The organism is Streptomyces sp. NPDC001220, assembly GCF_053597895.1.
Window position 1 is genome coordinate 1 of sequence record NZ_JBSFJE010000021.1, and the last position, 9,823, is coordinate 9,823.

A 9,823-nucleotide genomic window follows, 5' to 3' on the forward strand; every position below is an offset into this window, starting at 1 on the left:
AGCACCAGGTCACGGAAGAGGCCGCCACCGAGGCCTGCCGCCTCGCTGAGGATGACCGCCCCGAAGATGTCGAAGTCCTTGCGCACTGCGAGGAATGCCCCTGAGAGGGCGAAGGCGAAGATGCCGAAGAGATCCATCACGTACTGGACAGCACCAGTCAGTTCCTCTATTTGCATGAGGCAAGCACTTTCTGAAGGCTGGCGAGGATGCAGGCTCTTGAATGCCTTGGGCATGCGAACGATTTCGCGGTACTTTGGGGGTGTTTTGCGCACGGAGGTTGCCGGGTGCGACATCTTGCCTGTTGAGCGGTCGCCACATGCGTGGACGGTGTGCTTCTGCGGCTGGCTGGTTGGCGAGAAATACCGAGCGCGCTTGCTGGGATCCAAAACACCGCGTTAGAACGACGTCGAGTGGTGGTTGTCGGCGACGAGGGAGGCCGGGACGCGGGCCGGTTCCTGCCGACCGCGGTCCATTCCCGCCCATCGCTTCGCGCCGGACCGGCGCTACGGATGCCGGCGGATCGGGCCGGGGCTGACCGATCTCGCCGCCGAGACCGGCCTGGAGATCACCGTGCGTCACCTGCCGCCCGGCACCTCGACCCTGGCGGTGCAGTCGCGTTCGGCGAGCAGCGGACGCACTCAGCGATGGCGCGGGTGATGACGGGCATCGTTGCGTGGGTCGTCTCGGGTTGTTCGGGCCGTCGGGGAGCCATGTCAGCCTCGCTCCCACAGCGGCAACCGGAACATGGCGTAGGTGAACTTGCCGCTGATACGTCCTGCGGTGTCGAAGTGGAACACGTCTACGCCGTGCCATTGCATGCGGCCGCCGTAGCGCGCACGGGCGAACAGACGCAGTGGCAACGGCACATGACGGCCGAACTCTCCGCTCATGTCGAGGCGGCAGGCCCAGCGGATCGTGGCGCGGCGGTTCGACTCGTCGATGATCTTGTCGTACACGGCAAAGTGCATGGCCCCGTAGCGCCCGGCGAAGTGCGGCTCGAACTCCTTGCGGATCGCCGCGATGCCACGTCGTTCTGGGAGGTGGCCGGGCAGGTACACGGCGTCGTCGGCGAAGAAGGACATGACCTTGCCGAGATCGGGGCTGGGCTCGTTGAAGGCGGCAACGAAGTCGTCAACGGTCTGGCTGAGGTTGGTCGGGGTGGCGGAGATGGTCTTTCACTCCCAGAGCGCGATGGGGCTGGCGGTTGTCGGGACGATAACAGAACACTCGTTCCTTAACAAGAGAATGGTGTTCTGATAGCCCTGGGCTAGGATGAACGGTGATGTCAGCGCCATTCCAGCGGGCTCGACGCCCTGATCAGAAGGAGCAGCGCCGCGAGGCCATCCTCACCGCGGCTCGGGAGCTCGCCGAGCGCTCCGGCGTGGCCAGGGTCAGCCTGCAGGACATCGCCACCGCGGTCGGACTCGCCAAGTCCAACGTGTTGCGCTACTTCGGCACGCGTGAGGAGATCTACCTGCACCTGATGATGAGCGCGGGCTCCGAGTGGGCAAGCGCGGTAGGTGCCCGGTTGGAGGAGGTGAGTGGGACCGAGGCAACAGCGGGCGTTCTCGCGGATGCCTTCGTGGACAGGCCGCTCTACTGTGATTTGACCACGCACGCAGAGACGATGCTCGAGCACAACGTGTCCGTGGAGGTATTGAAGGTCTTCAAAAGGTGGGCCATCGATACCTACTGGACGATCGGCCAACGCATCTCGGCCGCCTGCCCAGAACTGACCCCTGCCGATGGCGCCGCGCTGGTGATGACAGCCAGCGCTTTCGTGGCGAAGCTGTTTCCCATCACCCGCCCCCCCGAGGCACTGCGTGAACTGTACGCGCGCGAGCCGGAAATCGCGGGAGCTTTCCCGCCGTTCCGCCCGACACTGAAGCGCATGGTGGCGGCCACTGCAGCCGGCCTGCCCCTGGTGGTGCGTCAGTAGTGCTTCGTTAGGTTCTGGTTCTGCTGGTTTTGAGGGGGCGACCGCTTCTGATCTGGGTCTTCAGGTCGACGATGTGATCGTCATCCACAACTCGGATCGCGTCGCGCTGCGCCTGGTCCCTTGCTGTGTTCTGGCTCGGGTTGCACCTTTGGGGCATCTGGCCGGGCTCGACCTCGCGGGACGCGCGAGCGTACTCCAGCGTGGTCAGGACCAAGTCGGCGTCCGCTCGGGCGGAGGTCTCCCACGCGACCACCCGGCGGGAGAAGGCGTCCCGGATCGCGGAGAGCCACAACGGCCCCTCGCCGGTCGGGATCATCGTGAGGTCGGTGACCCACAGCCGGTTCGGCGCCTTCGCGGTGAAGTCCCGCTCCACCAGGTCCGGGGCCGACGTGGCCTTCGGGTCGCGGCGCGTGAAGCCCTTCCGCCTCGGGCTCACGCCCGCGATGTCGGCCTCGCGCATCAGCCGCTCGACGCGCTTGCGCCCGACGTGGACGCCCTCCCGCTTGAGGAGGGCGTGCACGCGCGGTGAGCCGTAGACGCCACCGGATTCCGTGTGGATCTCCTTGATCCGCTCGGTCAGCTCGACGTCGCGGCGCCGCCGTTCGCACGGTTCACGCTCGGCCCGGCGCCACCGGTACTAGGTGGAGGAGGCGATGTGCAGTTGCCGAAGTACGCATTCGACTCCCAGGCGGGGACGCTCGTCGAGGAGCGCCGTCACCTGGGCCGGGTCGGGTCGAGTTGCTCGGCTTCCATCCGCCGACTCACCATGTCACCGGAACCTCCCGCAGCCCGTGCACCACCGAACCGACCTTGAACCTCAGCGCGCTCGGCTCCACGGCCAGTGCAAGCTCGGGGAAGCGGTTCAGCAGCATGGGCAGCCCGAGGGTGAGCTCGAGGCGTGCCAGAGGTGCTCCCAGGCAATGGTGGATGCCGTGCCCGAAGGCGAGGTGATGGGTGGTATTCCGGGTGATATCGAGTTGGCCGGGCCTGTCGACGAGAGCGGCGTCGTGGTTGGCGGCGGGCAGCGCGACCAGCAGTAGATCGCCGCTGCTGATGGGCTGGCCGCCGACGATCGTGTCCCGGGTGGCGCGACGTGGTGGGTTGATCTGTACCACTGAGAGGTAGCGCAGCAACTCCTCCACGGCCTTGTCGATCAGGGTCGGGTCCGCACGCAGCTGCGCCAGTTGGTCCGGGTTTGCGAGCAACGCGACCACAGACGACGCCATCATGTCCGCCGTCGTCTCGTGGCCGGCCTGCAGCAGGGTGGCTCCGATGGCGGCGAGGTTCTTCGGTGTCAGTTCATCGCCGTGTTCGACGACCAGTTCGCTGAGCAGGTCGGCACCGGGGTTGGCGCGCGCCCGCAGGGCGAGTTCGTGGATATAGGTGTTGATCCCCTCGTTCGCGGTGGCCCGTTCGGCTTCCGAAATCGTGAAGTCGAAGCTCGCGTCGAGCAGCTTCTGGACCCGTTCGCGCTCGTCCAGCGGAGCGCCGAGCATCTCGCAGATGACCTGAGAGGGCACCTGCCAGGTGAAGTGACTCATCAGGTCGGCAGGCGGGCCCGCCTGCTCCAACGCGTCGAGATGTTCCTCGATGATCTCCACGATCCGCGGTTGCCAGCGTGCGAGCGCTCGGCCGGTGAACCTGGGGGCCAGCATCTTACGAAGGATCGTGTGCTCGGGCGGGTCCATGAACAGCAGCGCCCCGGGCATGTCGAGGATGTCCGGGTCGCCGCTGCGGAACATCGGTACCGAGTCGCCCGTGGTGAACAGCGAAGAATCACCCAGGACAGTACGTACGTCCTCGGCGGCAGTGACCAGCCATGCCTCCTGTCCGAACACCGTCGTGGTTCGGGTCAGGCGCGCCTGGTCTCTCGCTGCGAGCAGCGCCGGGGCGGGTAGCAGCCCGTCGCGTTGAAGGAAGACGGGAAGTTCATCGAAGCCCGGGACCGTCATGACGTCACTCCTTCCCAGGATGAGACGGACGAGACCGGACTCACATAGAAGCGAGTCCAATTTATGCGATCGTCGCGGACGGTCATTACTACAGGTCCGGCCAAGAGGGCGGGTAGCCCCTCAGGAGAAGTTCCACTCATTTCCCATTCGGACCACACCTCGGACCCCGAAATTGCTGTCCGTAGAACTCTTGCTTTCAGATCGGGCACTCGGGTAAATATCAAGGACCAGTTCGTCAGCACTTGCTCCTGCCCGGTAAAACTTTCTGCAGGACGGTGCGGCACCTCCGCCGCGTAGTCGGCAGTGAAGCAGTCGGCGACTCGTTGCGCTGAATGCGAATTGATGGCGCCACAAAGGCGATCTACCGCGTCAATTAGGTGCACGGAACTACTCCTTCTCAAGGATTCCATGTCATTCGATCCCGGCCCGGCCGCATCGGAATGTCTGGCCAGGTCCTCACCGAGCCGGTGCCGTAACCAGCGTAAAAGTTATCGAGGGGTGATTGCGTCACGACCGGCAGGTGCCGTGTGCCTTGCTACGTATACCTGCCGGTCATGACGTGCTGATCAGTCGTTCGCGCCGGCGCCGCGAAATTCTGGGACGTCCGAAAGCATGCCGGGAATCTCCGGGTTCAGGGCGCTGCGGCGGCGGTGCAGTTCCTCGATTTTCGCGTACAGGTCAGGGTCGTCGTCGTCGCTGATGTCGAAGATGTCGAGGCGTTCGAGTAGCGCCAGGCCCAGATGGTCGGTCCCGATAGTCGCGGGGTGGGTCAGGTACTCGTAGAGGCCGTCGAGGTCCTCAACGACGAAGACACAGCTGTAGTCGAATTCCCCGCCGAGATCGCGGCCAACCATGAAAGACTTCACGGCCGGGTTGGACCGTCCCTGGTTGCGCCAACTTTCCAAGGCGGCCTCGATTTGCTCGGGGGTGACTTCGGCCTTGGCCTTCGCGCGGTTGATGTGGTAGATCATGGCTACTCCTGTCATTGTTTATTACTGCCGAAGAGGGATGCCTTACACGACACAGCCCAGATGGTGGGCCTCATCGCAGGATTGACTCAAATGCGATAAGGGCCGATTCACCGGACGTGTCATGACGAAGCGCGGTGCCGGAATCGCTGTTTGCTGTCGAACCCGGGAGGCGGGATCAAGCCGCCGCCGCGCTCACCTGATCATTGATAACGATGTCCAGGTCGGTGGCGGTGAGACCGAAGGTGTCAGCCGTTTTCGAGGCGTCCATGAGGAACGGCGAGTACCACTGATAGTCCATTTCGGCCATTTCACGGGCTGCCGGTACCAAAAGCCCAGCTGTACGCATTGCCGCGCGTGGCAACGGGATCAGCTTGACCGGGGGCCGGCCTGCAGCGGCGGCGTAGCGCCGCGCCAGTTCACGGATGCTGATGGCCGGTGGCGACGGCACATGCCACGCCTGACCCCACGCACGCTCATCGTTTCCAAGCGTGACCAGGGCCCGAGCCATGTCTCCGTTGAAGGTGAAGGTATGTGGCGCGTCCAGATCGGCAGGCACCCAGGCTGCTCGGCCCGCCTTCATTGCCGGCTCAATGATTATGGAAAATACGCCATTCGAGTCCCTGCCGATGTAGTCGCACCCGCGAACCTCCACGGTGCGGACTCCGGAGTCAAGGGCCTGCTCCCACAGCCGTTTACGGAGAAGACCTTTAGACCCAGTGGCGGCCATGGGGGTGAATTCGTTCATCACACCGCCAGGCTGCGGGCCGTAAGCGTACATGCTGCCAGTAATTGCCAGCACCGCCCCGTTTGCTTTCGCGGCTGCGATGACCGCATTCTGCATGGGCGGCAACACCTGTTCCCACATTGTGTAGGAAGGCGGGTTCGCACAGTGATAGATTACCTTTGCGCCGCGAGACAGCTCGGTCAGGCGGCCGGGGTCGGAAGCGTCTGCGGCGACCCGTTCGACCAGCGGATACTCCGGGCCCGAGCCGCTGCGCGTGACAATGCGGACGCTTTCACCGCGGTCGGCGAGCAGGCGAGCGACATTCGTGCCGATGGAACCGGCGCCGATAACGACATGCATGGCCATGATGGGCTCTTTCATATAGAGAGGTGTCCTGGGTTCGTCAAAGACTCAGAACAAAGTTCGTCGATGGCCGTTGCGGAAACTAATCGGCCTGGGCTTGGGCCGCAGTCCAGACCTCGGATCGGCCGCTCTTCACGTCGCCGTATGCCGCCGCCGGTCAGTCAGCCAAGGGCTCGTACAATCTCGTCGTCCGTCTTCGTACTTGGTCACCGGTGGTGTCGCACGAGTCGTGACGCTAGCCGGGCCTCGCTGCGATTTGGCAGAGATAGATTTTTCTAACACTGTCAGGCACTACCGCGGATCTTGTGACTGATGATCGGTGCTGACCGTTGTCCGGTCATGCTGATGGAGTGTGAGGGTGGAGCCGCGGGAGGTGTTCGCCGATCTGATCGAGGGGCTGCTGTCTGACCTGGGCCGGAAGAACGGTTGGACGATGGCAGGGCGAGCCGGGCATGCCACCCCGCACCGGATCCAGAGGTTTCTGGGCGAGGCGTCCTGGAGCGCGGACGGACTGCCGGCCAAGGTGCAGGCTTACGCGGCACGGGAGTTGGGGGATCCGGGCGCGACGCTGGTGCTGGACGACACCCAGGTGATCAAGAAGGCGCCGGGAGGCCGGAGTCCCCGACGAGGCCGCCTTCGCCACCAAGCCGCAGCTGGGCATCGCCATGCTGCAGGGCGCGGTGGCCGGTGGGCTGCCGTTCTCCTGGGTGGCTATCGACGCGGACTACGGCAAGGACCCCGCTCTGAGGTCCTGGCTGCACGGGCAGAGGATCCGCCACGTGCTCGCGGTGCCGGTTCAGGGCCCGCCGGACAAGCCGTACCTGCCGAAGGTCGCGGCGGCCGGTGACCTGCTGCACCACGCCACGGTGCACCCGCAGTGGGAACGCCGCAGCCAGGGCGAGGGCTCCAAGGGACAGCGAGCCTACGACTGGACCTGGTTCGAGGTCCCCCTGCCCGGACAGATACCGGCCGACGGCTTCGTCCACCAGCTGCTGATCCGCCGCAGCACCGAGAAGAAGCAACTGGCCGGCGGCCGCGTCGACTTCGAGTACGCGTACTTCCTCATCCATGCCCCGGCCGCCGACCCGGTCACCGAGGCGATCGTGAGGGCCGGGGTCCGCTGGAAGATCGAGGAGAACAACGAACTCGCCAAACAGATCACCGGCCTCGGCCAGTACCAGGTCCGCCGCTGGACCTCCTGGCACCGGCACGTCACCTGCGCGATGCTCGCCCTGGCCTTCCTAACCGTCCAGCGCGCCCGCCACCCAGAACCAGAACCCGATCTCCCGGGGAGCGCGCCAGCCCTCGCCTGTCTCCTCGCGGCCACCGCCCTGACCGCCCACCACAGCGACGCCTACCTCTCCAGCAGCATCACTGGCGAGCCCTGCACCAGCCCCGGGCCACCGTCAGCCACTACAACCGGCGCGGCGACCAGCTCCCAGCCCGTCTCCGCCCCTGGCGACAACCCGAGCAGAACCGATCACAACCTCAAGATCTGAGACTGTCGTACAAGGGGAGGTTTCGTCGGATGCGTGGTCGCGTACCCCCGCACATGGCACAGATTCTCGCCGTACAGGGTGATGTGCTGGGCCGGGTTGGGGCCGAACTGCAGGGCGTCGGGACGCAGCCGGCCGTTGGTCAGCCACGGCCAGTGCAGACGGGAGTTCTGTGCGTGCGAGAGCAGCAGGACGCGGCGGTCGCGCAGGCTATAGAGCAGCGCCCGGATGAACTGGGCCGTCTCGGCCCGTTGATCGTCCAGATCGGGAACCCCGCACAGAGCGCAGTAGCGACCGCTACGAGCAACGCGGCAAGGTGAACTCGGAGTGCCGCCACCGCACGCACCACGTGTCGCCGTGCCAGAGAAATCCAGCGTGCCGGGACCTTGGGCCGCCATCACCCACCAGTTGCGCCGCGCGCCTGACTACAACGTGACCCCAGGGCTTCCACTCCCGCTCCACATGGCGGCAAAGACCGCACAATACGTCCTGCCACACGACGGCGACTCCGACGAGTCCTCCGGAGAGGAAGGTTCCCCACCGAGTCAGTGACTTGCAGGCTCATCCCGCACGGGCATGCGCGGCGGTCCGGCGTCGTCACCTCGCGGAACTCGGCTCCGGCCGCCCGGCGGCTGAGGTCTTGGTCTTGCCCGCCGACCCACGGTCGGATCGGCACACCGTCCGCCTCGACGTAGTCGGACCATCGGTCTACCCAGCCGGGACACTGCTCGGGGAGCTTTTCCCGCAGTTGCTTCTCGACGGGCGACAGCGTCGGGCGGACCCATACGCTGCTGGCTGTGGCCCGTCCGCTTATGCGCACAGACCTGACATCCCATCAGAACGAGCGTCAAATGAGCGTCATTTCAGCGTCAAGATGTCGCCCGTAACGCCCACACCGCACATAGCGCGCACGCTCAAACCCGCAGGTCAAGAGCCCTTTGCCACCGGCTCAAGGATCGCGACGCACTCCACATGATGCGTCATCGGAAACAGATCGAACGCCCGCAGTGTGCGTACCCGGTATCCGCCGTCCCGGAAGTACGCCAGGTCGCGGGCCAGTGCCGCCGGGTCGCAGGCGACGTAGGCGATCCGGCGGGCGGCCAGGGACGCCAGGTGCTCCACCGTCTTGCGGCCCGCGCCCGCGCGGGGCGGGTCGAGGACGACGAGGTCGACCTCGGTGATGCCGGTGCGCGGAAGGACCGTCTCGACCTTGCCCTGCTCGACGCGGACCCGCGGGAAGCCGGCGAGGTTGTGGCGGGCGTCCTCCACCGCCCGCTTGCCGGACTCGATGCCCAGCACCGCGCCCTTCTCCCCGAGGCGGTCGGCGAGGGCGCCGGCGAACAGGCCGACACCGCAGTAGAGGTCCAGCGCCATCTCGCCCTTGCGCGGCAGCAGACCCTGCATCACCGCCGTCACCAGGGTGTCCGCCGCCTTCGGGTGGACCTGCCAGAAGCCGCCGTTGCCCACGCGGTGGGTGCGGCCGTCGGCCCGTTCGCGGACGAAGGCGCGGCCGTGGACGCGGTGGATGCCACCGTCGTTCTCGTCCACCCGCAGGACGGACACCGGCTTGTCGAGTTCGACGAGGGGCAGGCGGGCGCCGGGGCGGGGCTCCAGGATCACCATGCGGTCCTGGGAACCGGTCGCGGCGATCGCGTCCACCGACACCATGCCCGACCAGTCGCGCTCCTCGATGCCGAGTTCGCTGACGCCCGGCGCCGCGATCATGCAGTGCTCGATCGGCTCCACCTCGTGCGAGCGGTGCCGGCGCAGTCCCGCGTTGCCGTCGGCGTCGACCGCGTACTGCACGCGGGTGCGCCACTGCGGCACCTCGCCGGCCGGCAGCTTGTCGCCCTCGGCGGGCATCACCGTGCCGTCCCAGCCGACCTCCTCCGGCGTCAGGCCGGCCAGCCGCCGCAGCTGCTCGGCGATCACCTCGCCCTTCAGCCGGCGCTGGGCGCCCGGCTTGGCGTGCTGCCAGTCGCAGCCGCCGCAGCGGCCGGGGCCGGCGTAGGGGCAGGGGGCCTCCACGCGGTCCTTGGACGCGTCCAGGATGTCGACCGCGTCGGCGCGCAGGAAGCGGGCCCCCTCCTCGCCCTCGGTCACCCGGGCCACCACCCGCTCGCCGGGCAGCGCGTGCCGGACGAACAGCACCTGGCCCTCGGTGGTCCGAGCGATGCAGTGCCCGCCGTGCGCGACCGGGCCCACCTCGACCTCGTACTCCGTCCCCACCAGAGATTTCTTCGGTTCTGCCTGCATGGCGGGGTGACTCCAGATCAGCGAGAGGGGGCTCGGCCGCGCATGGGCCGACGACAGCCCACCAGTCTACGTGCTCGCCGGGGCGCCCCGGCGACCACGTGATCGCCGGGACCTCCGGGCCG

At 66.5% G+C, this 9,823-nt stretch carries 12 protein-coding genes and 1 pseudogene; 4 read left to right on the forward strand and 9 right to left on the reverse strand.

Annotated elements, in window-relative coordinates:
• Together ACWDGI_RS37435 and ACWDGI_RS37440 are read right to left on the reverse strand one after the other, a co-directional pair.
• On the reverse strand, nt 1-386 hold a 386-nt coding region (locus ACWDGI_RS37435), incomplete at its 3' end, for a trimeric intracellular cation channel family protein (protein WP_450766940.1).
• Nucleotides 387-713: 327 nt separating this feature from the next.
• Nucleotides 714-1,169, reverse strand: a complete 456-nt coding sequence (locus ACWDGI_RS37440; protein ID WP_450767174.1) for a YybH family protein — start codon at nt 1,167-1,169, stop codon at nt 714-716.
• 113 nt (nt 1,170-1,282) lie between these two features.
• Here ACWDGI_RS37440 and ACWDGI_RS37445 point away from each other — a divergent pair, with 113 nt between their 5' ends.
• Entirely contained in the window at nt 1,283-1,939 is a 657-nt protein-coding gene (locus ACWDGI_RS37445; RefSeq protein ID WP_450766942.1) for a TetR family transcriptional regulator, read from the forward strand.
• Between the two features lie 7 nt (nt 1,940-1,946).
• Here ACWDGI_RS37445 and ACWDGI_RS37450 read toward each other — a convergent pair whose 3' ends face one another.
• From ACWDGI_RS37450 to ACWDGI_RS37470, 5 genes are all read right to left on the reverse strand, one after another.
• Nucleotides 1,947-2,519, reverse strand: a complete 573-nt coding sequence (locus ACWDGI_RS37450) for an IS3 family transposase (protein ID WP_450767176.1) — start codon at nt 2,517-2,519, stop codon at nt 1,947-1,949.
• A 181-nt stretch (nt 2,520-2,700) separates the two neighbouring features.
• Nucleotides 2,701-3,891 (reverse strand): cytochrome P450, encoded by a 1,191-nt coding sequence (locus tag ACWDGI_RS37455; RefSeq protein WP_450766944.1) that lies wholly within the window; start codon nt 3,889-3,891, stop codon nt 2,701-2,703.
• On the reverse strand, nt 3,888-4,301 hold the full coding sequence (locus ACWDGI_RS37460) for a nuclear transport factor 2 family protein (RefSeq protein ID WP_450766946.1): 414 nt from the start codon (nt 4,299-4,301) through the stop codon (nt 3,888-3,890). The genes ACWDGI_RS37455 and ACWDGI_RS37460 overlap by 4 nt, the downstream gene beginning before the upstream one ends.
• A gap of 156 nt (nt 4,302-4,457) precedes the next feature.
• A complete protein-coding gene (locus ACWDGI_RS37465; RefSeq protein ID WP_073900753.1) occupies nt 4,458-4,862 on the reverse strand; it encodes a Dabb family protein in 405 nt (134 codons plus the stop codon).
• Nucleotides 4,863-5,037: 175 nt separating this feature from the next.
• Nucleotides 5,038-5,952 (reverse strand): NAD-dependent epimerase/dehydratase family protein, encoded by a 915-nt coding sequence (locus tag ACWDGI_RS37470; protein ID WP_450766948.1) that lies wholly within the window; start codon nt 5,950-5,952, stop codon nt 5,038-5,040.
• 370 nt (nt 5,953-6,322) lie between these two features.
• Here ACWDGI_RS37470 and ACWDGI_RS37475 point away from each other — a divergent pair.
• Together ACWDGI_RS37475 and ACWDGI_RS37480 are read left to right on the forward strand one after the other, a co-directional pair.
• Nucleotides 6,323-6,533: pseudogene (locus ACWDGI_RS37475) on the forward strand (IS701 family transposase); the annotation flags it as partial.
• Nucleotides 6,534-6,602: 69 nt separating this feature from the next.
• Nucleotides 6,603-7,448 (forward strand): hypothetical protein, encoded by an 846-nt coding sequence (locus ACWDGI_RS37480; protein ID WP_450767178.1) that lies wholly within the window; start codon nt 6,603-6,605, stop codon nt 7,446-7,448.
• On the opposite strand, the gene ACWDGI_RS37485 is transcribed toward ACWDGI_RS37480, so the two are convergent.
• A complete protein-coding gene (locus ACWDGI_RS37485; protein ID WP_450766950.1) occupies nt 7,430-7,843 on the reverse strand; it encodes an RNaseH domain-containing protein in 414 nt (137 codons plus the stop codon). The genes ACWDGI_RS37480 and ACWDGI_RS37485 overlap by 19 nt on opposite strands.
• Between ACWDGI_RS37485 and ACWDGI_RS37490 the strand changes: the two genes are divergently transcribed.
• Nucleotides 7,821-7,997, forward strand: coding sequence for an RNaseH domain-containing protein (locus ACWDGI_RS37490; protein WP_450766952.1), 177 nt, complete (start codon nt 7,821-7,823; stop codon nt 7,995-7,997). The genes ACWDGI_RS37485 and ACWDGI_RS37490 overlap by 23 nt on opposite strands.
• Before the next feature lie 375 nt (nt 7,998-8,372).
• Here ACWDGI_RS37490 and ACWDGI_RS37495 read toward each other — a convergent pair whose 3' ends face one another.
• Complete coding sequence (locus ACWDGI_RS37495) at nt 8,373-9,701, reverse strand: class I SAM-dependent RNA methyltransferase (RefSeq protein WP_450766954.1); 1,329 nt, start codon at nt 9,699-9,701, stop codon at nt 8,373-8,375.
• Between the last annotated feature and the right edge of the window lie 122 nt (nt 9,702-9,823).

Coding starts and splice junctions, on each gene's coding strand:
- ACWDGI_RS37445 (WP_450766942.1), top strand. CDS start 1,283: ATGTCAGCGCCATTCCAGCGGGCTCGACGCCCTGATCAGAAGGAGCAG.
- ACWDGI_RS37455 (WP_450766944.1), bottom strand. CDS start 3,891: ATGACGGTCCCGGGCTTCGATGAACTTCCCGTCTTCCTTCAACGCGAC.
- ACWDGI_RS37460 (WP_450766946.1), bottom strand. CDS start 4,301: ATGGAATCCTTGAGAAGGAGTAGTTCCGTGCACCTAATTGACGCGGTA.
- ACWDGI_RS37465 (WP_073900753.1), bottom strand. CDS start 4,862: ATGATCTACCACATCAACCGCGCGAAGGCCAAGGCCGAAGTCACCCCC.
- ACWDGI_RS37470 (WP_450766948.1), bottom strand. CDS start 5,952: ATGGCCATGCATGTCGTTATCGGCGCCGGTTCCATCGGCACGAATGTC.
- ACWDGI_RS37485 (WP_450766950.1), bottom strand. CDS start 7,843: ATGGCGGCCCAAGGTCCCGGCACGCTGGATTTCTCTGGCACGGCGACA.
- ACWDGI_RS37495 (WP_450766954.1), bottom strand. CDS start 9,701: ATGCAGGCAGAACCGAAGAAATCTCTGGTGGGGACGGAGTACGAGGTC.